Annotated in this window: 18 protein-coding genes and 1 pseudogene; 10 read left to right on the forward strand and 9 right to left on the reverse strand. The window is 66.2% G+C overall.

Annotated elements, in window-relative coordinates; genetic code table 11:
• Positions 1-54 precede the first annotated feature (54 nt).
• Positions 55-1,542 carry a TM0106 family RecB-like putative nuclease gene (locus AC4GYY_RS07860; RefSeq protein WP_491119715.1) on the forward strand — a complete coding sequence of 496 codons (1,488 nt, stop codon included), beginning with the start codon at positions 55-57 and terminating at the stop codon, positions 1,540-1,542.
• A 176-nt stretch (positions 1,543-1,718) separates the two neighbouring features.
• The gene (locus tag AC4GYY_RS07865; protein WP_491119716.1) at positions 1,719-2,225 is read left to right on the forward strand and encodes a hypothetical protein; all 507 of its coding nucleotides are present in this window, start codon (positions 1,719-1,721) and stop codon (positions 2,223-2,225) included.
• 148 nt (positions 2,226-2,373) lie between these two features.
• Here AC4GYY_RS07865 and AC4GYY_RS07870 read toward each other — a convergent pair whose 3' ends face one another.
• Complete coding sequence (locus tag AC4GYY_RS07870; protein ID WP_491119717.1) at positions 2,374-5,376, reverse strand: helix-turn-helix domain-containing protein; 3,003 nt, start codon at positions 5,374-5,376, stop codon at positions 2,374-2,376.
• A gap of 320 nt (positions 5,377-5,696) precedes the next feature.
• Here AC4GYY_RS07870 and AC4GYY_RS07875 point away from each other — a divergent pair, with 320 nt between their 5' ends.
• Positions 5,697-6,491: a hypothetical protein gene (locus tag AC4GYY_RS07875; RefSeq protein ID WP_491119718.1), complete on the forward strand. Its 795-nt coding sequence runs from the start codon at positions 5,697-5,699 to the stop codon at positions 6,489-6,491.
• A gap of 4 nt (positions 6,492-6,495) precedes the next feature.
• Here the strand turns inward: AC4GYY_RS07875 and AC4GYY_RS07880 are convergent, their stop codons facing one another.
• The gene (locus AC4GYY_RS07880; RefSeq protein WP_491119719.1) at positions 6,496-6,879 is read right to left on the reverse strand and encodes a hypothetical protein; all 384 of its coding nucleotides are present in this window, start codon (positions 6,877-6,879) and stop codon (positions 6,496-6,498) included.
• 291 nt (positions 6,880-7,170) lie between these two features.
• On the opposite strand from AC4GYY_RS07880, the gene AC4GYY_RS07885 reads away from it, so the two are divergent.
• Positions 7,171-7,443 (forward strand): hypothetical protein, encoded by a 273-nt coding sequence (locus AC4GYY_RS07885; protein ID WP_491119720.1) that lies wholly within the window; start codon positions 7,171-7,173, stop codon positions 7,441-7,443.
• A gap of 16 nt (positions 7,444-7,459) precedes the next feature.
• On the opposite strand, the gene AC4GYY_RS07890 is transcribed toward AC4GYY_RS07885, so the two are convergent.
• Complete coding sequence (locus AC4GYY_RS07890; protein ID WP_491119721.1) at positions 7,460-9,355, reverse strand: hypothetical protein; 1,896 nt, start codon at positions 9,353-9,355, stop codon at positions 7,460-7,462.
• A gap of 90 nt (positions 9,356-9,445) precedes the next feature.
• Positions 9,446-10,072, reverse strand: coding sequence for a hypothetical protein (locus tag AC4GYY_RS07895; RefSeq protein ID WP_491119722.1), 627 nt, complete (start codon positions 10,070-10,072; stop codon positions 9,446-9,448).
• A 493-nt stretch (positions 10,073-10,565) separates the two neighbouring features.
• On the opposite strand from AC4GYY_RS07895, the gene AC4GYY_RS07900 reads away from it, so the two are divergent.
• Positions 10,566-11,123, forward strand: a complete 558-nt coding sequence (locus tag AC4GYY_RS07900; RefSeq protein WP_491119723.1) for a hypothetical protein — start codon at positions 10,566-10,568, stop codon at positions 11,121-11,123.
• A 76-nt stretch (positions 11,124-11,199) separates the two neighbouring features.
• Here AC4GYY_RS07900 and AC4GYY_RS07905 read toward each other — a convergent pair whose 3' ends face one another.
• Complete coding sequence (locus AC4GYY_RS07905; protein ID WP_491119724.1) at positions 11,200-11,385, reverse strand: DUF1810 family protein; 186 nt, start codon at positions 11,383-11,385, stop codon at positions 11,200-11,202.
• Between the two features lie 52 nt (positions 11,386-11,437).
• Between AC4GYY_RS07905 and AC4GYY_RS07910 the strand changes: the two genes are divergently transcribed.
• Positions 11,438-11,872: a hypothetical protein gene (locus tag AC4GYY_RS07910; RefSeq protein ID WP_491119725.1), complete on the forward strand. Its 435-nt coding sequence runs from the start codon at positions 11,438-11,440 to the stop codon at positions 11,870-11,872.
• A 12-nt stretch (positions 11,873-11,884) separates the two neighbouring features.
• A pseudogene (locus tag AC4GYY_RS07915) lies at positions 11,885-12,331 on the forward strand (OB-fold nucleic acid binding domain-containing protein); the annotation flags it as partial.
• 51 nt (positions 12,332-12,382) lie between these two features.
• On the opposite strand, the gene AC4GYY_RS07920 reads toward AC4GYY_RS07915, so the two are convergent.
• Entirely contained in the window at positions 12,383-13,399 is a 1,017-nt protein-coding gene (locus AC4GYY_RS07920) for a YeiH family protein (protein WP_491119726.1), read from the reverse strand.
• A gap of 76 nt (positions 13,400-13,475) precedes the next feature.
• Between AC4GYY_RS07920 and AC4GYY_RS07925 the strand changes: the two genes are divergently transcribed.
• The gene (locus tag AC4GYY_RS07925; protein WP_491119727.1) at positions 13,476-14,354 is read left to right on the forward strand and encodes a LysR family transcriptional regulator; all 879 of its coding nucleotides are present in this window, start codon (positions 13,476-13,478) and stop codon (positions 14,352-14,354) included.
• A 93-nt stretch (positions 14,355-14,447) separates the two neighbouring features.
• Here the strand turns inward: AC4GYY_RS07925 and AC4GYY_RS07930 are convergent, their stop codons facing one another.
• A complete protein-coding gene (locus AC4GYY_RS07930; RefSeq protein ID WP_491119728.1) occupies positions 14,448-15,224 on the reverse strand; it encodes a hypothetical protein in 777 nt (258 codons plus the stop codon).
• A 199-nt stretch (positions 15,225-15,423) separates the two neighbouring features.
• On the opposite strand from AC4GYY_RS07930, the gene AC4GYY_RS07935 reads away from it, so the two are divergent.
• Positions 15,424-16,584: a hypothetical protein gene (locus AC4GYY_RS07935; protein ID WP_491119729.1), complete on the forward strand. Its 1,161-nt coding sequence runs from the start codon at positions 15,424-15,426 to the stop codon at positions 16,582-16,584.
• Here AC4GYY_RS07935 and AC4GYY_RS07940 read toward each other — a convergent pair.
• On the reverse strand, positions 16,561-18,285 hold the full coding sequence (locus AC4GYY_RS07940; protein WP_491119730.1) for a YecA family protein: 1,725 nt from the start codon (positions 18,283-18,285) through the stop codon (positions 16,561-16,563). The genes AC4GYY_RS07935 and AC4GYY_RS07940 overlap by 24 nt on opposite strands.
• A 78-nt stretch (positions 18,286-18,363) precedes the next feature.
• Positions 18,364-18,540, reverse strand: coding sequence for a DUF3606 domain-containing protein (locus tag AC4GYY_RS07945; protein ID WP_491119731.1), 177 nt, complete (start codon positions 18,538-18,540; stop codon positions 18,364-18,366).
• Positions 18,541-18,768: 228 nt separating this feature from the next.
• Here AC4GYY_RS07945 and ligD point away from each other — a divergent pair, with 228 nt between their 5' ends.
• Positions 18,769-20,562 carry a DNA ligase D gene (ligD, locus tag AC4GYY_RS07950; protein ID WP_491119732.1) on the forward strand — a complete coding sequence of 598 codons (1,794 nt, stop codon included), beginning with the start codon at positions 18,769-18,771 and terminating at the stop codon, positions 20,560-20,562.

Here is a 20,562-nt window from a genome sequence, read left to right on the forward strand (position 1 = left end):
TATATAATTCCCCGGTATATTGACTGTTTGTTTATAGCGTGGCATATGGGCGGCATGAACAGACGCCTCATCACCGGGTCGATGCTGCACGACCTCATCCGCTGCGACCACCGGGTCGCGCTCGACCTTCACGGCGATCCCGAAGCCCGCGACGAGGTCAACGAGTTCGTCGAGCTCCTGTGGGAAGGGGGTGTCGAGCATGAGACGGCGATCCTCGCGGATCTGCTCGCGGCCTCGCCCGGCGCGGTCGACCTGCGCTATGCGAAGCCCGAGAGCAGACAGGCGCTGACGCAGATCGCCATGGACGCGCAGGCACCCCTCATCGTTGGAGCCGAGATCGCGGAGGCCGACCTGCTCGGCCGGCCGGACCTCCTGCGCCGCGACGGGGACGGATACATCGCGGGCGACATCAAGCTCGGGGCCGGCGAGGACGGCAGGGCCGGCGTGCCGCGGCTCCGCTACGCGCTGCAGGTGTGCCTCTACGCCGACATCCTGGAGCGCGTGGATCGGCTGTCTCGTCCCTACGGCTTCATCATCGACGGTAACGGGGAAACCCTAGAGTTCGCCCTCGACGTCGACCTCGGCGGAGCGAAGGGGTCTCTCGTCGACAGCTACGACCAGGCCCTGGAACATGCCCGCGACATCGTGGACGATACGGTCGAGACGCTCTCGGTCAGGGCGGCCGAATGCAAGCTGTGCCGCTGGTATTCCGTCTGCAAGGCCGACGTGGACGCGCGGGACGACCTCACGCGGATCCCGCAGCTCGGCCGCACGCTGCGCGATACGCTGAAGCGGACCTTCCCGACGGTGGCCTCGCTCGCCGCGGCTAACATCGACCAGCACATCGAAGGCCGGCGCACGGACTTTCCCGGCCTCGGGCCGGATCGCCTGCGCCGCTTCCACGATCGCGCCCGCCTCCTCTCCACGCCCGGCGCGACGGCCTATGCGCGCATCCCGCTCGTCCTGCCGCCATCCGGGCGCGAGCTTCTGTTCGACATCGAGACCGACCCCATGTCGGATCACTGCTACCTGCACGGGGTCGTCGAACGCTGGACTGACGGCAGCGACCGTCCCGCCAGATACCATGCGTTCATCTCCAGCGGACCTGAGGACGAAGCCCGCGCCTTCTGCGAGGCGCTCGAGTTCCTGGAGGCCGATCCAGCCGCCGCGGTGATCTACTGGAGCAAGTACGAGCGCACGATCTACCGGGCCTTGGCCCTGAAGTATCCCGAGACGGACACCGTCGACCGGGTGGAGGCGTTGTTCTCGTCGGCGCGGTGCGTCGACCTCCTCTACGACGTCGTCGCGCCCAACACCGATTGGCCTTGCGCCGACTTCAGCGTGAAGACGCTGGCGGTCCACTGCGGATTCGCGTGGCGCGACAGCAAGCCCAGCGGGGCCGCCAGCATTCGCTGGTATCGTGACTGGCAGCGCACCGGCGACGAGGCGATTAGGGTAAGGATTCTCGAATACAACGAGGACGACAACCTGGCCGTCGGCCGCGTACTCGACGTCCTGCGGGAGCTGCGCGTCCGGGCCTGATGCGGCCAACCGCGTCCGGCCACTGCGACAGGCGCGCGCGGCTAGGCTGCGCGCACCCGGGCAAGCGCGCAACGGCGCGCTACAAGACATCAGCCATGCATGGCTTTCTCCTGTGTTCCTCTCAGTGGGAGGGGAAAAGCGCTCCGCGAGGATACGGAGCTTGGAGTGAAGACATCATGCAGAATGAAGGTAAGCGCCAGGTTATGGCTTTTCTCACGGCGGCCCGGCGCCTCGTCGATCCCCACCGCTGCGTCTTAACGGCGACCACGCCATACATATTCACCGGCGGAAAGCCGCTCGACATGATCCAGCTCGTCCGTGGCGGCGAAAAGGCTTCCGAGTTCGATGCCGACCTCATCCACCTGGAATTCGCGCCCGGTGCAGAGGCGGACGGCCCGGTCAACGTCATGGTCTCGCTTTCCCGCGAAGCGAACATCGTCTTCATCAGGCGCGAGTGCCGCTTCTGGCTCGACCCGCGCGGAGCGCCCTACCTGATCGCGACACAGGGAAAGAAGCACGCGACGATGAGCTTCGATCCGGACGGCATGGATTCAACACCGGGCAAGCCCGCCGGACCGCTCGCCCGGGGCTACGCGCGCGCCGACGCGAAGCTGCGCCGGCTCGCTAAGGAGGCGCTCGCGTCGGGCGACGCCGACGCCGCCATGGCGGCGATGGCGGCCTGAGGGAGGGCCGGCGTGGCGGGAGCCCCGCCACGCCAGCGCCTCATTGGGCCCGTGGCCCGCATTCTCCGATCACGATCCGACCTCGCCCATGCGGCGGGCGATTCATACAGCGCTGATCACAAGCGCTGGATGCGTCCGGACATCCGCATCAGATGCGGATCCGGCTCCATGCCTTGCGCGCCTGCTCGCTGAAGGTGTCGTAGCCGGTCAGGATCGCCTGCTCGGGGATGAGGAACCCGTAATGATTGACGATCATGCGCTCGCTGGTCTGGATGGCGAACGCTGCCTCCTCCACGCGGTTGGCGGCGGTGCTGCTCTTGAGCGTGTCGCTCGCGCGCAGATGGCGCACCTGGTAGGGATTCATCGAGGTGACGCCGGGGAATCCGGTCTCGAGGACCGGGTTCCACGCGATGTGCCTCGCGCCGAACGCCTGCATCATGTCGCCGTAGCAACCGACCGTCATCGGATCGCCGTAGCGGTTCACGAAGGCGGGCCGCGCTTCACCCTCGGCGCGAAGTTCGGGCAGTGCCTCGAAGAACCAGGTGTCGAGCACGTCGTACAGCCCGCACTCGTTGCGCAGCTGCATGCGAAAGTTCTTGAGGGCGGTGCGGGTGCCGAACAGCCTGCAGTTCGGCCAGTTCTTGAACAGCTTGTAGGGGACCTCGATGTCCCAAACGCCGTCGAGCTTGCGGATCTGCCCCCGCTCGTCCCCCGTGTAGGTGAAGGCCTTCGTCAGATTGAAGGGACGGAATCCGGTGATCGGCGCCAGGCGAGTGACCGCGGCATCCCGGACGTCGGTGCACCAGCGGTGCCTCGCGGTCCGGGGGCAACTCCACCGCTTCTCGGCCGCGTAGAGCAGCGCCAAGTATTCCGCCATCGGCTCTTCTGCGAGCATGAGGCCCGCCATGCTCTCATACGGGTTGCGGGAGACCTGTGCGATCTCCGTGACCCGCGAACGGGCCTGCACGTAGTGCTTATGGCAACGTTCGATGTGACCGGGCCAATCGCGCCGGATGGCTGTGACTTCCGCCTCGGGTAGAAGCGGAGCGGGCCCACCGGCGGAATAGAGCTGGAGTAGGTCGTCAAACTGCGGCGGCAGCGTCTGGTTGAGTGGTACCAGCGTATCGGCCAGCTCCGGATTTTGCACTAGCCAGCCCATCGTCGGATGGGTGAGCGAGATCATCTGTTCCAGGAAGCCTGTCTCGTCTTCCGTGTAGAACGTCCCGCGTGCCTCGCCCTTCCAATCCATGTCCTCGAACCGTTTGGCACGCTGCCCGGGATAGGCCAAAGTGATCGTAGGGACGGCGAACCACGCCATCGTCTGATGTTGGAGAGGGAGGCCCAGCCCAGACCAGGCGGAATCACCCTGCGGCGTCGTCGCGAACCGAACGCACTTGCGGAGCTTCTCCATGCTCTTGTCACGGGTGTTGTCCGACATCCAACGGGTCGTGCGCAGCAGCGGGTAAGACATCGGCACCGTCTTGTAGGTGCAGAACGCATCGAGCTGACGGTTCAGCATGTCGGTCGGGGCGAACGGCGCCAACCTGTTCTCCTCCGCCCGGGTCAACTGGATGAGATCGCCGAACTCGGTGCCAGCGCGCAGCAGCGGCTGCACCTTCGCGACCGCATCTTCGAGCCGTTCAGCCTTCCAGAAGGCAGCCGAGTGCGGAAGCAGATCGCGCACGCGGCTGGGGAGCTCGACGTATTCCTCCGTCGCACCCTCGATCCGGTCCACGCGCGCGCTGACCCGCGTCGCCTTGGCGAGCAGCGTTCCGGCTGGCGCGCTCAGCTTGACCTCAACACGCGCCACGGCGGCAACGTGCGCGTCGGATACGCCTACGGTCTCGCCCTCCCAGCCACGCAGCGTCGAGATCGGCACGTCGGCCTCGCGCGCGAGCGCGGGCACGGTGAACCCCCGCGCCTCGCGCAGCGCCTTGAGCGCGGGCCCGAAATGCTCTTCGAGCTCGGGCAGCTCGAACCGCTGCACCCGCAGCTCCCGCCACCTGCCCATCGCACGCTTGAAGTTGCCCGCGCTTCCCGCGGACAGGCCATCGGCGGCAGACGTCACGTTATCCACGAACTCCTCGCCGAACGCCGTATCGACCTCGTCCTCGAGCGTGAGGTCGAGCTTTTGGCAGAACCGTTCCAGAGCCGACTTGTGATTGGCGACGCCGTTCGACCAGGTCGTCAGGCCGCGGGCCTTCTGCTCGGTCTCGATGCAGTCGAGGCCGAACACCATGAGGTTGGCGAATGTGTCGTTCGAAGCCGTCACGCCGGGGAGCTCGGTGCCGCGTCGCCGCGCGATGCCGAGCACGAACTGCGTATAGGTGTAGTTCTCCTTTCCGTTCGGCCCTTCCTTGCCGGTCAGCTGGGCGATGCGGTCGAAGTCAGGCGCTCCGCGCCGATTGGGGTTCTCGGGCACCTTGCCACCCTCGACGTCGAAGGACAGCACCACCTCCCTGAGCTCCTCGAGCCGTTCAGCCGAGACGGCGGGGCCTGACGGCCGGTACACCCGGCCCATCGCGACCAGACCGCTCGCGATGGCGTCGCGGATCTCACCACGGATGTGGGGATTGCCGCGGAGCTTGCCGAACGGGATGCCCGTCTCGTCCGACACCGCGCGCATCGACGCACGGGTGCGGGCGATGTTGTCGGCGGCGAATGTCCCTCCCTCCTTCGCCTTGTCGCGGATGAGGGCGCGGACGCGAGAGATGTAGCTGGCCGACTCGTCCTGCGGCGTCTCGGCCACGTCCACGCCCCGCACCGCCGCCTTGAAGAACGGCAGCCATGGATCGAGCGCCAACCTGCCACGCCCGCCTTCGCGCATCGCGTATGTGCCGACGCCGGCGGCCACACCAATCACCTCCGGCGAGATGCCCTGCGCACCGGCGAGCGTCCCGTCGTCGCGCGCGCGCTCAAGGAGATGGTCGAGGATGCGCAGCGCGTACTTGTTTGAGAGGGACGCAGCTAGCGCACGCGCGGCGGTCAGGCGCTCGATCAACGACGCGACGAACGGGTGGTCCTGCGTCCAGTCAGATGGCGGTGCGACTTCCCCAAGGTGCTCGAAGGCCGTGTGGTCCCCCAAACTCGCTTCGCCACCGTGAGACGGCAGATCGTTGGATGCGCCTCCGTCCGTGGCGCCGTCGTCCATGCCGTCCCTGTACACCGCAACACCTCACCAGAGGCGCGCAGGACGACCGGGCACGATGCGCGATCTGTCAGGAGCTTGCGTCCTCTCTCGTTCGATCTGCTCATAAACCGGAAAAATTCAAGTAAACGCTAAACGCAATCGGTTTGCATATGGTATCAGATTGAAACGTCTCAGGATGGACTTAGTAGAAAAATGCAAAATGTATTTTGCATGTTGCTTACAGAGCCGATTGATAACAACGAATCCATCGACACTATAAATCGAACCCTCTTTTTAGTTCTGAGTAGTATTCGAAACATTCGACATGTACGATAACGTCCATGGACGAGGGACGCATCGCAGGTACGGTCGACATCAGGGATGCGACCGAGATTCGCCACCATTGGCAGGTCACCGGCATCGACTGGCGTTGCCCGGGGTGCCGCGCCCGGATCTATCCGGCAGCCTGGGCCGACCCCGACAAGCACAAGGTCACGGCTCACTTCAAACGCTATCCGCGCCAACCCTTGGACCCGGACTGTCTTTACGAGGAAGTGGCTAGGTCCGGCCCGGAGACGCTCTCCTGGGGCCGGATGGGCAAGCCGCAGAAGTGGATCGACCATATAGACTTCCCGGAACCGACCGCTCCCAGCCAGCTGCGGTACGGGGACGGGCCGCTCCACGTTCCCATCGTCCACAGCTCGACGCGCCATTCCCTCACGGGGGCGTGCCGATTCCATTGGGCGATCAAGGGCTGCAGAAAGAGCTGGAACCTCACGGTCGCCGGCGTGCCGGGGACGAACTACTTCGACGTCTTCGAGTTCTTCACCAAACCGCCCGCTGAGGCCGCGACCAGGATCTGGTGCGGCGACCTGTTCCTTAACCGGGCACCGATCGAAACCGCCGACACGATCGAGATCGCGGTCGCCGGGCACGTCCGGATCATCGCCGATACGTCGCGTTGGTCCACCCTTCAGAAGACCGTCGTGCTGGCGCGCGTGATCGATGCCCAACGCCGATGGCGCGGATCGGGCGTGAAGCCGCAAGCGTACGTACTCGCCCGCCGCGACCCTGCGATCCCCGATGTCCTTCGCTTCAGCGACCCGCGCAAGTTCGCACTCATCCAGCCGTCCTGAGCGATCAACCACACGTCACGTCGATCACTGTCTTTGCGCCAAGCCGTTCTGCGAGCAGCCCGGCCAGGAAGAGGGCCTCCGTCAGGTCAGGGGTGCGCGGTTCGTTCGGACCAAGCCAGAAGCCGTCATCGACTATGAAGGTCATGATGTGCACGCATTCGCCCTCATCGTCCGCGAAGTCGCAGGAAAGGTGTTCCCGACCATGGTGGCGGTAGGCGCGGACAAACATCAGAGCCTGCCTTCCAGCCAGGCTGGCGCTGACCAATTCGGCTACCCCGTCAGCCCAAGTGAGAACCTCGGGCGCGACATCGTAGATGCCGCTCGCCATCAACATCGCGGGCTTGATCGACGGATTGCCAAGCCGATCGGCAGGCAGTTCATTCGCCATGTCTAAAACTCCAGTCGTGATTGGTGGGACGCGGCATCCGCTATCTGGCGACGGCGCTGGACCGGGCCGCTCCCGGGATGTGTGCGGGCGGCTCGGACAGGAGGGTCGCGAGTGCATAATGGGGGCAGATCGGCCCTTAATGGAGGCCGCTCACGCCAAACTCCGCTAATCTTAATGGTATGATCTGGTTGGGCCGAATTTGCGGTAGTATTAGAGTGGGTTAGCGGCTCGCGCGGCCGCGCCTCCTGCCTACCACCATGTCACTTAACTGTCGGCAAGTTCCATTAGGCTTTGGACCGCGATTTCGGCGCGTTCGCCGAGGCGACGACAGCGGTTCACCGGTCAAATGTATGCGAGGGATCAACGATCGGCTGCAAAGATCGGGAATGTGCGTCCATTAATGCCGCCTCGATCAGCTTCATGGCGCGCCGGCGTGACACCCGCGTCCGTGAAAATCGCGTGGAAAACGGTGTGGCGGCGGTTTCAAAACAGCGCGGCGACATCGACGCACATGGACGCTCGGCCGCGCAGGCGGTCTACCTGGCGAGCCAAGTTCGAACCTGACCTGGGCATGGCGCGTCTAGGTGACGGGCGGTGTCGCGAGGCAACCTGGAACCAATGCCTCAAGACGGCTGACGATGCCGTCATCGCCTGAAAGCCGGGCGATCGCTCGCAACGGCCCGAGTATCTCCTGCTGCCGATCGGTCCGGGACCCCGGCAGCTTCTCCCAGACGGCACGCAGGTCAGAGCCGCAGGCCATCGACCAGGCGTGCAACTCATCACGAATCGCGGCGGTGCGCGCGTCGGTCCAGTCGTCACCGCCGAAGTGTCGGTCGACATCGCGCTCAGGTCTGGCCGATGTCTTTATGCAGACCATGCGCGAGCCGAGGACATCGTCGACGCCCTGCGTATTCGTGATGACCTTCGGCCCATAGAAGTCCACCGTGCGGACCTTGCCGCCGCGATCGGCGACCGGCTTGCGCGCAGTGGAGGCCTTGTAGCTCGTCTTGACTGCCTGGGCGAGATCACCTGTTCCCGTAAGCGAGGCCTGTCCCTCACCATCCATGTCGTCAAGGACCAGCAGACCGCGGGTCTCGTCCAGCAACCTTATCATGCCGGCGGCGCGCAGTTGGGTCGCGACCACCGCGTTGAAGGAGACCCGCGCCATGGCCTCGCCAAGTTCGGACTTCCCGGTGCCCCGCTCGCCACGGACGAGCATCAAGGGGATGGCGTCGAACAGCGGGAAAGCGAAGCTCAGCACCACATACAGCGCGGCCAGAAGGTGCTGGTCCTCGCCCGGCAGCCAGACGCGCGACGCCAGGTATCGCTCGATGTCGGCAATCAGATCAGACAGGTCGCGAAAGGGCCGCGGCCCTTTGCCCACGCGCCACGCCACGAAATCCTCGATACCCTTGAAGGACCACGTGCCCTGACGCGCCGCGACCGGCTCCTCGAGCAACCTAGTCCCGTCACTCAGCGCAAGCACCCTGCGCTCGGTGGGCGTTCCGCGCGGCGCGGGCAGCGCATGCGCGGTGAGTAGGCTTCCGTCGGACCGGACGACCATCGTGGCATAGGACTGGACGATCCGCCCGACGCCGCCACGCAACTCCTCGACCTCGCGCGTCTCGACGACGAAAGGGTAGTAGGAGAAGCCGCCCGCGAACGCGCCGGTGATGCGCACGGGCGCGGCCTCGAAGCGTCCGATGGCGCCCTCCGGGATCAGCGCGGCGGCGCGGGGCACCGGCATCGACCACGGCTGCGCGGTCGCCATCAGATCCTCAATCGAGGGTTGGTGCGGCGCGGCGCAGAAGTCTGCGAGATCGGCGAACGGGGCCGGCGCCCGGAGCACCTCCAAGGATCGCCCTAGACGTGGCGCGACCTTCTCGAGAAAGTCTGCGGAGCCCGCGCCCGGGGCCAGCAGGACCCGCTCGAACCGCTCCCAGAAGAACGGATCGGACCATTCCGCTGGCCACCCCGCCGGGTGCGAGCGGGACAGGAACGCCATGTTCGCATACTGGCCGCGCGCGCACTGCCATATACGCCAGCAGTCAACGACGTCCGGCATCACCAGCACGGTCGCGTCGGACGAAAAGGAACCGAGCCTGTAGACGACCGGGGAACCCGGTCCCCATCCGTGCGGAGCGGGCGCGTTCTCAGTCACTCCGGGCAGATTGCGATAGGCATACCGGCCAGCGGCCCGCATCCCTTCGCCGAGGAGCGGGAAGCAGAGCGCCTTCCTGACCTCGACGCCCTCCACCCGCGAGCGATAGGGCTGCTTCATGCCGAGGTGCAGACGCTCCACGCTGGCGGGCGCCACACCCAGATCGCGAAGCGCGGCCATCGCGCGGACGTCGCGCCGCAACGCGCTCTTCAGCCGCGCCAGGTTCTCCCCGCCCGCCTCGGGCAGTCCGGCCGCGAGGGCCCGATCAATCGGCCTCTCGCGTGCTCCACTCGCAGTCTCAAGCTCGGCGAACATGACGACACCCCGATAATATACCGGGGATATATATACATCATGAAATGATTGCAACGGTGTTCCGACATGCTCGACCCAGAACCGCCTGCGCTAAGCCTCTGGCGCGATCCGGAGGTTCGTGCCGGCCGGCACGGCCTCGGCCTCCCTCATCAGGAGCGTCCTGATCGCAGCCGACGCGGGCGCGAACGCGGCGTCATAGGAGAAGGCGTGCCAGTCTATGTTGTCTCGGGCACCCAGCCGGTCCTGGTGCAGGCGGTCGCGGACGGCCAGCGTCTGGTTGACGTTGGCCTCCAGCCCATGTTCGCCGGTCGGATCGTAGACGGTGCGTAGCGCCGGCAACCACCGGTCCCTGCGTATGAGGGGCCCATCCGCACCGTCGCGGCCTTCCCGCTCGAGCCAGTGGGCCGAGCCCAGCCCCTCGAGCACCGAGAACGAAGCGACGCAGAATTCCAGAATCAGGTTCTGGAAGTAAGGTTCGAAGAGCACCGGCCGACCGCGGGGGCCCGGGTTGTGGTGTGGCTCGATCAACGCCGCCTTGAGCTCCAGGCCGACGATGAGATGCTTCAGGTTCGAGGAGAGCCGGGCGCGGACATCCTTGTGCAGCGTCCTTGGGATGTTCCGGCCGAGCCAGATCGTCCACTGGTTCGACTCGCTGATGACGTGGAAGCCGTTGGGCCGCTCGGCCAGCTTGACCACGTAGTAAAGCGCGTCCTCCATCGTCGTCCTTCATGTCCCGTGATTGGCGAGGAGCCAGTCGTTTGTCCGCGTGCGCGTCTACCGGCGAGCGTCGCCGCCGTGTTCGCGAACATGCGCTGCTTCAGAAGCAGACCGAGGATAGCGCGGAACTGGGAAGTCGAAAATCCCTGAGCATCCGTCGGCGCCGGCCAACCGCCGGGCACCAGGCACGGACGCCCCCCATCCACGGAGCTGGGGACCGCGGCGACGGCCGCGACACCGGCGATCGCGTCGCCGTAGAGAAGTGCACCTCGGGTGCAGTTGAACCGAGTTCAACGGTAGAGGGGAAAAAGGCTTCTGACCCCGTTGCCGATCCACCTAGCAGGGCTTGCTTAACAGGTGGTTCGCGGCGGCGGGTCTTTTCGCGCTTAACGACAATCAACCATGACGTGCGTTGCATTCGGGCAACACGGCGACGGCCCCGCTTCGGCCGGCGTCCCCCCCCGGCCGCGCGTCTTTTCCATAGGACGCAACCATGCTGACCAAGACAATCACCGCCGCTCCGAAGTTCGGCTTCACGGTCAACGAGATCGATGACATGATCGTGTTCGCCTCGGCCGACGCCATCAGCGAAGCCTCCGCGCTCGGTGAGGTCGAACCCCTGTGGTTCTACCAGTTCGACCTGCCGGCACACCGCTATGCGCTGAGCGCATGGCTCGGCGAGCGACGCGACCTCTGGAACGAGTGGGGCGCCATCGCCGAGACCAAAGGCCTCGAGGCGTTGGACGAGCGGATCTGCGCGCTGCTGCGCGCATCGCCGCCCTCCCAGCCAGCCGAGGTGGTCATGCGGAAAGGCGCCGATGGCCGGCGCCTGCAGATCGACGTGATCTACTATGGCGGCCACGTCGTGCCCGTCGTGGCGCACGACTTCAAATCCGGCCGCGCGCGGACGAGGTTCGTCCGCCAGATCGGCGCGAACGCCCGGATATGGGACCTGTGGGAGATCGTCGAGGCCGGCTGGTTCCTCGGGACCCGGTTCCTTCACGCCTACCTCGACGCCCTGGCGGCGCTTCCAGCACCCGCCCGCCGATAACGGGCCGCCGGCGCCTATCGGGTCGTTCCCGTTGCGCATCGGCGACGCCATCCTCCGGCGGGCGTCCGACCAGCCATCAGCCGGACGCGTCCCGATCCCCTCGGGCATTGAGGATGGCGATAGTGGCGGGATCGGGCGCGCCGCCGAACCAGCGACGATGCGCCGCTTCGAAGATCGGGCCGCCGCCCGCCTCGCCGAACAGCGTCAGGGACGACCGCAGCTTTGTGGCGTCCACGTCGCCGAACACGTCGACGGCGGTCACGCCGACGAGGTCCTGCAGGGCGCCGACGCACTCGCGCAGGCTCGGCTTGCGGATGGCGCGCGACCTGTCCAACGCGGACGGCGCGGCGATCGCCGCGGCGCGGGGCGACCAGCCCTATACCTCGGTCGAGGAGATCCAGCGCCGCGCGGGCGTGGGCCGGGGCGCGCTCGACCGGATAGGCGATGCGGATGGGTTCGGATCGATTGGGAAGAGCCGTCGCTCGGGACTATGGGAGGTGAAAGGGCTCGGTGACGCCGCCCTGCCGCTGTTCGCCGCCGCCGACGAGCGCGCGGGCAAGCTGAGGCGAGAGGCGTTCGAGCCGGCGGTCGAGCTCGCCGCGATGGGCGAAGGCTCCGAAGTGGTCGAGGACTACCGGGCGTCTGGACTCTCGCTCCGCGCGCACCCGCTCGCCTTCCTCCGCGACGAGCTCAAGGCGCGACGGATCATCACGTGCGCGCAGCTGCGCGAGGTCAAGGATGGGCGATAAGTCGAGCTCGCGGGGATTGTGCTCGTCCGGCAGAAGCCAGGCTCGGCGAAGGGTGTGATGTTCATCACGCTCGAGGACGAGACGGACGTGGCTAACCTCGTGGTGTGGACCAAGATCTTCGAGGCCAACCGTCGGACCGTGCTCGGCGCGTCGATGATGGGCGTGCGCGGCCAGGTGCAGCGCGAGGGCGACGTGATCCACGTCATCGCCCGCCGCCTGGACGACATGTCGCCGATGCTCGCCAGCGTAGGCGGCCGTGCCGATGTCGCCGACGTCTACCGGGTCAGCCGCGCCGACGTGGTCAAGCATGGGATGGGCCCCGATCCGCGCGATCCCGCCGAGCGCCATCTCGGCAAGGGGCCGCGAGACATCTACATCCCGGATCTACGCCTGGGCTCAGGCATCGTCCCTGGAGAGCCGGTCGAGGGCATCAAGGTCAGGACGCGCGACTTCCGGTAAGCGCAACCCGCTAGATAGCGTGCGTCGGCAGGCAGCAGAGTTTTCCAGCGCTCAGGCGAACCCGGTCAGGCGGAGCACGAGCAGCGCTAGGCCACCCAGGATCAGCAGTGACAGGGTGACCGTCAGGGTGACGCGGGGACCAGCGGCCGCGACATGGCGCAGGTCCACGCCAAGCCCGAGCCCGGCCATCGCCACGACGGTCAGGAGATTGCCGGCGCCCCGCGCAAGCGGGATCACGGCGTCCGGCAGAAGTGAGAGCGAGCGGGCAGCGGCGAGAGCCAGGAAGGCCAGGATGAACCCCGGGAGCAGATGCCCATGGGCGCCGGGATGGGAGGCAGCTGCACGGCGGCGTTGAAGCACCGACAGGCCGGTCACCACCGGCCCCAGCGTCAGCACGCGAACGAGCTTGACCAGAGTACCGAGTTGCACCGCGGCGGTCCCCAGCGGTGCGGTCGCGGCAATCACCTGCGGCACTGCATAGACCGTAAGCCCGGCGAGCACGCCACCGGCGGCCGCGCTCAGGTGCAATCCGACGGAGACCAGAGGGAGCAGCAGAACGACCGCGACGCCCAGCACAGCGGTGAAAGCGATAGCTGTCCCCACGTCGTCGGCATCCGCGTCGATCACCGGGGCCACAGCGGCGATCGCTGAATTGCCGCAGATCGCATTCCCGCAGGCGACCAACAGAGCTACGTCGCGACTGAGACCAAGTACCCGGCCCAGCACGAAACTCGATACGATCGCCAGCACCACCGTGGCAGCAATGCCCATGAGCAGCGTCCACCCCGCAGCGAGAATCGCGCCGAAGCTGATCGTCGCACCCATCAGGATCACTGCTGCTTCGAGAAGCGTCTTTGCCGAGCACTGGATACCCGCGTCGAACTGTCCGGGAATGCGCCAGCTGGTGCGGATCGCGGTGCCGATCAGGATGGCGAGGACCAAAGCCTCAAGCCAGGGCCGACCCGTGGCGAACGTCTCGAACCGCTCAAGCGCGAGGGCGACAAGGCTGACCGCGATGGCGAGGGCGAGTCCGGGGAGCAGGCGCCGGATTAAAAGCGGGGTTTCCATGGCCGTCAAAATCGGGTTCAACGTCGGTCAAATCCAATCGATTGATTTTCGATATTCAATAAGAAACAATAGTTGAATGACGCTGGAGCAGCTCCGCATTTTCGTCGTTGTCGCGGACACCCTGAACATGCGCGTGGCCAGCGAAATGCTGCACCTCACCCAGCCGGCGGTCAGCGCGGCGATCGCGGCTTTGGAAACGCGGAACGACACGCGGCTGTTCGATCGAATAGGGCGAGGCCTCGAGCTCAACGCCGGCGGCCGCGCCTTCCTGCCCGAAGCGCGCGCAGTGCTGGCCCGGGTGGAAGAAGCACGCCGGGTGCTCGATGACCTGACCGGCCTGCTCCGTGGCGAGGTCCGGATCGCTTCCAGCCAGACGGTCGCGACCTATTGGCTACCAGCCCGTATGGCGCGCTTTGTGGCGCTGCATCCGGGTGTCGATCTGCCGTTGATGGCAGGCAACAGCGCGCAGGCAGTCCACGCGGTGCTGGCGGGGGATGCGGATCTCGCCCTCATCGAAAGCGCCGTGGAGGATGATCGGCTGCTGGTTCGGCGGATCGGGGGCGACAGGCTCGGGCTCTACAGCGCGCCAGAACACCCGCTGGTCGGCGCGCCGATCGGGCCAGACGAACTGCGCGGCGCCGACTGGGTGCTGCGCGAACCTGGCTCTGGCACGCGCGATCATTTTGCGGCGAGCTTGGCCGGCGTGGACCTGGCGATGGAAGAGCTTTCCGTTCGGCTCACCATGCCCTCCAACGAGGCCGCTCTGGAAGCTGCCGCCACCGGAGAGATGATCGCAGTCGTGTCGGATCTCGCTGCCGAGTGTCGGCTGGCAATGGGCAAGATCGCTCGGCTCGAATGCACGCTTCCCGCACGTGACTTCAGCGTTGTGACGCATCGGGCTCGCCGCCCCAGTCACGCAGCGACCGCGTTCTTCCAATCGCTCCTGCGGGAGTGACCGCCGAGCGGCGAATGACCAGAGGCTATTCCGCCATCGCCTGACCGCAGAGTCTCAAGGCCCGCCGCTGGCGGGTGTCCCCAGCTGCGGCGGTTAGGTCGCCGCATCGGTTTGCGGTTGCGGGAGGTACTCCGCTTTGACCAAGACGAGCCGGTCTGGCGAACCAGGGTTCAGCTCCTCCGAAGAAACGACCACGAACGCGAAGCCCGGCGGAGTAACCACCTCCGCCTGCCACCGATACGTCGACGCGTCGAAGTCGCCAACGACCAAGCCGGTCCAGACCAACGGCGGCAGCGGCCGCGCACCAATGCGGATCTCGAGCAAGTAGCTCGTGACGTCCGCGGTCGCGATAGCCTCGGCCAGCTTGCGGCGCTGCTTCCAGGCGAAATGGACGGGGACGAATTCGGCCTCGAGCGTGCAGCAGGTGAGATGCTCCCAGCGGATCGTCTCACCCTTTACGAACTTGGCGTCGAACAGGTCGGACCGCATCGCAGCTCCGCGATACAGCGTATCGACCTCGGTGAACTGCTGGCCGGATCTTTCGATCGCATCGATCGCTGCCAGGCGGTCATCGACCCACTTGGCGGCAGCCGCAGCCAAATCGCCATCAACAGCGCCGACGGAGGTTAGATAGCGGTGACGCTCGTCGATCGCCTCCCGTCTCGCCAGCCAGTGGCCCTTGTCGTGGCGCGCGCGCGACAGGCTGACCATGGCCGCGTTGTTGAGGGTCCACAGTTTGATCGCACTCAAAATGCGAGGCTCGTCGAACGCCGCATCCAACGAAGCATAACGGACTTCCGCACCCGAGAGCGCGGCGCGTGCCTCGGCCCTGGCGCCGTCGGGGCCCAGGTCCGGGAAGACCTCGATCAAGTCGTCACGAGATCGCGAACCGACCACCGATGCCATCTCCATAACTGTCCCCGCGGGAGCGACCCGCGCGTCGCCGAAGGCATTGCGAGCCGAGCCGAACTGGATCGGTCCGCCGCTACTCGATGACGGCGTTCGATGCTATGAGCAAGGCGGGGAAAACGGGGGATTTCGCATGGGCAGGACTCGACGCGCCGTCGGCATGGCACTTGCCATCGTCACGCTTGGCTCCACCCCGATAGCGAGCGCTCAGGACGATCCGAATGCGGCGACCGCCGCCGACACAACGAGGCTGACCGCGGAGAGCGAGAGGCTCAAGGCCGAGGCCGCCAAGATCACGGCGCAGGCAGATCTCGAGCGCCTTCGGATCACGTCGCTCGGCCTCCCGAGTTACGCCGGCACGACGAAGCTGAACGCCAACGCCGGCGACATGGAGGCGATGCTCCTGACCGCGCCGGCCGTCACGGCGGCGGGTGAGATCATCGCCGGAAAGGCGCCGGCGGGTGACGTGCTGCTCCTGACGCGCGACGACGCGTTCGACTTCGGCCTGGTCGGGTCGATCACCGCCGAGATCGACGGCCTCACCCGTCAGTTCGAGGCGCTCGACATCAAGCCCGGCGGCCCCACGCGCGGACAGACGATCAAGTTCATCCCGGGGGCCGTCGCCATAATCTCGGCGATCGCGGGCATGGCGCGAGCGGACACGGAGGTGACCGCGGCGAACGTCCCCGTGACGGATCAGATGCTGCTGACCGCCGTCGCCGGCACGCTCAAGACCAGGGCGCGCCTCCCCGCAGCCGCCATCGGCACGGTCGATGTCTCCAACGACGGGTCCAATTCCCCACTCCTCACGCGGCTCGGCAACTTGGCGACCCTCGACGCGCTCGCCCACATCAAGCGCGACTCGCTGGCCGCCGGCAACGGCGGGAAACCGAGCGACGCCGACAAAGCCGCGATTGCCGCCATCGATGTCGTCAGGAAGCGCTACGAAACCTTCTTCGCACGTGTCGCGTCCGCTGACGCGCAGGGGGTCGTGCCGATCGCGCGCGCGGCCCGCCTCGAGTTGCTGATGGTGGGCATCGGCGGTGTGATGAGGGTGCATGTCGAGAAGTCGGGCGGTAGCCTCACCAACACGAAGAACATCGCCACGTTCTTCGGCGCGGACCCGGTCCGGGTCAGTGGCGGCCTCGTTGCCAGCTACATCGCAACCCGGCCCGTCGACGGCGCCGTGCTCGAGGCCGGCATCGTCCAGTGCCGGACGACGATGACCCGGCTGCGCAGCATACAGGACGGCAGTGTCACCTACCGCGCGTCGCCAGGGGCGGCGAAGGACGCGCCGCTACCCGCCGCCTTCTGTCGTTGAGGTCGGGGTGAAGGCGACGTCTTCCGAGGCTAGCCGCTCTCCCGTGCCGTCGGCCTCCGCCCTCGCCCTGAAGGCATTCCCTATCCGCTCGGCATAGGTGATCGCCAGATCGCGCTGACCCAGCATGCTCAGTTGCTCGATGTCGCTGGCGTTAGCCATTAAGTCGAGCAGCTTCTCGCGAGCCGTGTGCTGATAGGTCTCGAACAGGAAGTCGCACAACTCGACGAAGGTGTCGCACTTGCCCCCAGGCTTCAACACTTCCCCGAAGAAAGTGTCGGGATAGCGGTTGTACTCGGCCAGTTCCTCGGCATCGAGGCTGTCTCGAGCGATGATGTGCCGGCCATCCTCTAACTCGTAGGCTGCGTGCACCTCGCCGTTCGCCGTGTTCACCGTCGCATTGTAGAGGCGCCCGACAAGGTCCTGGCCGTTTGCGCCGGCGATCAGGTAAGTTTGGCCGAACCGCAGGCGTGGCGCGCGCCCGTCGCCCGAGAATACACTCGGCAGTTCACCCTCGAACGTCGCCGGTATCTCATAATGGGTCTTCATCGACTCGATGAGCGCGGTCATCGGCGCGTGCCGGGCGCGGGCCGCCATCACTCCGGCATATCCCGCATAACGAACATCGGGACCGAAGTCCGCCATGCGGAATCCCACCGCGAGCGCCTGCATGCTACCGCCCACGCCAACCAGGTCGTTATGGAAGGCGTGGTTGGTGACGAAGACGTAGGCTGGTGGCAGCGGCTCGCCATCCGGCCCCTTCGCGCGCTCGTTGCCTCGGACTTGCTGAACCGCGGCGGCCGGCCACCCCTCGAGTATACCGACGCTCTTGAGCTGATCAGGCACATTGACCTCGATCATCACGACGCGGGTGTGAGCAGCACGCTTGCCGAGCGCCTTGGCCAGCTTGGCGCCGACCCGCAACCGCTTGACCTCATCGATCGGCTCTGCCGCCACGCCTGGCTCCACCGAGTGGACGCGTGACTTGACCTCGACCGAGAACCTTTCGTCCGTCGCTGGCCAGGTCGCCACGAACTCCACGCACGAGGTCGCCCTGGCCTCGATCTCTTCGTAGTCCAGTGAGAAGCCGGCCTTCAGAAAAGCCGCAGCGGCATAAGTCTCGAACAGCGCGCCGAAGAAGTCGTCGTCGCGCGTGCTTCGCAGCCGCCTGAGGTAGATGTCGGCCATCGCCTGGCCCTGGCCGTGATGCGCGATGAGGTAAATGTTGTAGGCCAGATTCAAGAAGGCCCGGATTGCCCCGGTCATGGGGCCGTTGGTCACGCCGCGCGGGTTGACCAGCGCCTGCGCGTCCGCGGCTGCCTGCGCATACCATCGCAGTATCTGATGACGCTCCGCCACCGGCTTTGCCTGTTCGGCGCTAGCCCAGGCCGGGCCGAGGCTTCCGAGGAGATAATCCTTCAGGAAATCGTGGAAGGTGACCCACTTCGGCGAACTGTAGAGCCGTTTTCCTACCACCACGACACGATGGCCGCCAACGTCGGTCGACAGGATCGGGCGACCGTGGCCCTGCTGCTGCAGCCTCCGCGTCCTCACCGCCTCGGCGCCACGGCGTGCGCGTTCGACGTCGCGCCAATCGAGATGATCGATCGGGTTGGACGATGCCCCGCGCGTATCACCGCAGCACCTCTTGAACTTGATTGCGCTGCCGCACGGACAGGGCTGGTTCCGGCCGATCCTCCCCATGACGAAGAGATCGTTACGCCACCGACAGTTATCAACCGGGTGAGGCGTTCGGCAGGATCTTGCGGATGGTGAGCTAGATCAACCCTTCAGATGTCGTTCCACCGCGTCGGCACCGTTTCCGACCTCGTCGACAGCCTTCTGCAGCTCCTCGCGGCTCACGCCGAACCTGCCGGTCCAGTAATCGACCTCGTAATCCTCGCCCATCGCGATGCGCGAACTGTCCTGCGGCCCGCGGGCGGTCTTGTCGTCAGCCATACCTTCTCTCCTGGAACATCTGCACAGAACGACCAGGATTCCAGCCTGTTGCATGGGATCGCCAGCTCCAGGCCGTCCGCGACGGACCGAGTCTCCAGCGCGCCGGAACGAGTCGGGCGTCCCGCGAGTCTAGAGACGATGGCAGCGCCTCGATCCGAAGCCCGCCCGCGGAAGGCCGCCGCCGGACAAAGGCGGGCGGCCCAGCTGAAACCGCCACCTTTCCAGCCGGTGCAGCTCGCGACGCTCGTCGACACCGTCCCGTCCGGCGACCGCTGGCTGCATGAGATGAAGTTCGACGGTTACCGGCTGCTGGTCGCGGTAGGTGGCGGAGAGGCTCGCGCTTACACGCGCTCGGGACTCAACTGGTCCGAGAAGTTCGCCGGCGTCGTCGAGGAGGCGGCGCGTCTGGACGTGCGCTCGGCGCTGATCGACGGCGAGGCGGTCGTCATGGACGAGAACGGGCGTTCCAGCTTCCAGGCACTGCAGGGCGCGCTGAAGGGCGCGCCTGCCAGCATCGACTTCGTCGGGTTCGACCTCCTGCAGCTCGACGGCGAGGACCTGACCGGACGGCCGCTCACCGATAGGAAGGCGATGCTCCGCGCCATCCTGCCGGAGGGAAGCCATCGGCTGCGCTATTCCGAACACATCGAAGGCAGCGGCGAGAAGCTGCTGCACAGCTTCTGCGACGCGGGGCTGGAAGGGGTCATCTCGAAGAAGGCGGATGGGCGCTACGTCGGCTCGCGCTCGGGCGGATGGCTCAAGACCAAGTGCATCAAACGGCAGGAGTTCGTGGTCGTCGGCTGGACGCCGTCGGAAAAGTCGCGCCTGTTCCGCTCGCTGATCCTCGGCGTGCACGAGGACGGCGTGCTGCGTTACGCGGGAAAGGTCGGAACCGGCTTCAACACGGAGGAGACATTCCGCCTGATGGAGACGATGCGGCCGCTCGAGCAGGACAAGCCGACGGTCGAGGCCCCCCGCGCCGAGGTGCGTGGCGCCCATTGGTTGAAGCCCAGGCTGGTGGCCGAGATCGCTTTCGTCGAGATGACCAACGAGGGCACGCTGCGGCACCCGAGCTACCTTGGCCTGCGTTCCGACAAGAAGCCCGAGGCGGTGGTGCTGGAAGTGGAGCAACCGGTCGCGCAGATAGCGGCGCCCGCGACGACCAACGTGAAGATCAGCAACCGCGATCGCGTGATCTTTGCCGAATCGAGCATCACGAAGGGGCAGCTCGCCGACTACTACGCCGCCGTGGCGCCGATCATGCTGCCATGGGTAGGCAGCCGCCCCATGAGCCTGGTCCGGTGTCCACAGGGTCGAGCCAAGAAGTGCTTCTGCCAGAAGCACGACGCCGGCAGCTTCGGCGACACCGTCAGGCACGTCGGCATCATGGAGAAGGACGGGCACGAGGAGCCGTATCTCTTCATAGACACCGCCGACGGGCTGCTGACCTGCGTGCAGATGGGAACGATCGAGTTCCACGGGTGGGGATCACGGATCGAGGACGTCGAGAAGGCTGACCGCCTCGTGTTCGACCTCGATCCCGACGAGGCACTGGACTTCGAAGCGGTGCGCAAGGCGGCGTTTCACTTCCGCGACATCCTGAAATCCATCGGGCTCGAGACCTTCCCGATGGTCACGGGCGGCAAGGGCGTCCACGTCATCGCCCCACTCGTGCCACAGGCGGAGTGGCCCGAGGTCAAGGACTTCGCCCATCGTCTGGCGCAGGCCGTCGCCCAAAGCGATCCGGAGAACTTCACTGCGGCGCTACCGAAGGCGCAGCGCAAGGGCCGCATCTTCGTCGACTACCTCCGCAACCAGCGAGGGGCGACGGCGGTGATGCCCTACGGCGTGCGTGCACGCGAGAACGCACCCGTCGCGGTGCCCGTCACGTGGAAGGAGATGGAGACCATCGTCGCGCCGAACCACTTCCACATCGGCGACGCGGCGGAACTGGTGAAGCGGGCGGGATCGAAAGCGCTGTCCGGCTGGGGACGCGCCGATCAGGTCCTGCCCGATCTGTGA

Source organism: Sphingomonas sp. SP6, assembly GCF_058313435.1.

What these genes read in the sequence shown, in the direction of transcription:
- AC4GYY_RS07875 (WP_491119718.1), top strand. Translation starts at nt 5,697, where the DNA reads ATGGACGAGGGACGCATCGCAGGTACGGTCGACATCAGGGATGCGACC.
- AC4GYY_RS07925 (WP_491119727.1), top strand. Translation starts at nt 13,476, where the DNA reads ATGACGCTGGAGCAGCTCCGCATTTTCGTCGTTGTCGCGGACACCCTG.
- AC4GYY_RS07860 (WP_491119715.1), top strand. Translation starts at nt 55, where the DNA reads ATGAACAGACGCCTCATCACCGGGTCGATGCTGCACGACCTCATCCGC.
- AC4GYY_RS07895 (WP_491119722.1), bottom strand. Translation starts at nt 10,072, where the DNA reads ATGGAGGACGCGCTTTACTACGTGGTCAAGCTGGCCGAGCGGCCCAAC.
- AC4GYY_RS07870 (WP_491119717.1), bottom strand. Translation starts at nt 5,376, where the DNA reads ATGGACGACGGCGCCACGGACGGAGGCGCATCCAACGATCTGCCGTCT.
- AC4GYY_RS07880 (WP_491119719.1), bottom strand. Translation starts at nt 6,879, where the DNA reads ATGGCGAATGAACTGCCTGCCGATCGGCTTGGCAATCCGTCGATCAAG.
- AC4GYY_RS07945 (WP_491119731.1), bottom strand. Translation starts at nt 18,540, where the DNA reads ATGGCTGACGACAAGACCGCCCGCGGGCCGCAGGACAGTTCGCGCATC.
- AC4GYY_RS07940 (WP_491119730.1), bottom strand. Translation starts at nt 18,285, where the DNA reads ATGGGGAGGATCGGCCGGAACCAGCCCTGTCCGTGCGGCAGCGCAATC.
- AC4GYY_RS07890 (WP_491119721.1), bottom strand. Translation starts at nt 9,355, where the DNA reads ATGTTCGCCGAGCTTGAGACTGCGAGTGGAGCACGCGAGAGGCCGATT.
- AC4GYY_RS07900 (WP_491119723.1), top strand. Translation starts at nt 10,566, where the DNA reads ATGCTGACCAAGACAATCACCGCCGCTCCGAAGTTCGGCTTCACGGTC.
- AC4GYY_RS07865 (WP_491119716.1), top strand. Translation starts at nt 1,719, where the DNA reads ATGCAGAATGAAGGTAAGCGCCAGGTTATGGCTTTTCTCACGGCGGCC.
- AC4GYY_RS07910 (WP_491119725.1), top strand. Translation starts at nt 11,438, where the DNA reads ATGGCGCGCGACCTGTCCAACGCGGACGGCGCGGCGATCGCCGCGGCG.
- AC4GYY_RS07935 (WP_491119729.1), top strand. Translation starts at nt 15,424, where the DNA reads ATGGCACTTGCCATCGTCACGCTTGGCTCCACCCCGATAGCGAGCGCT.
- AC4GYY_RS07920 (WP_491119726.1), bottom strand. Translation starts at nt 13,399, where the DNA reads ATGGAAACCCCGCTTTTAATCCGGCGCCTGCTCCCCGGACTCGCCCTC.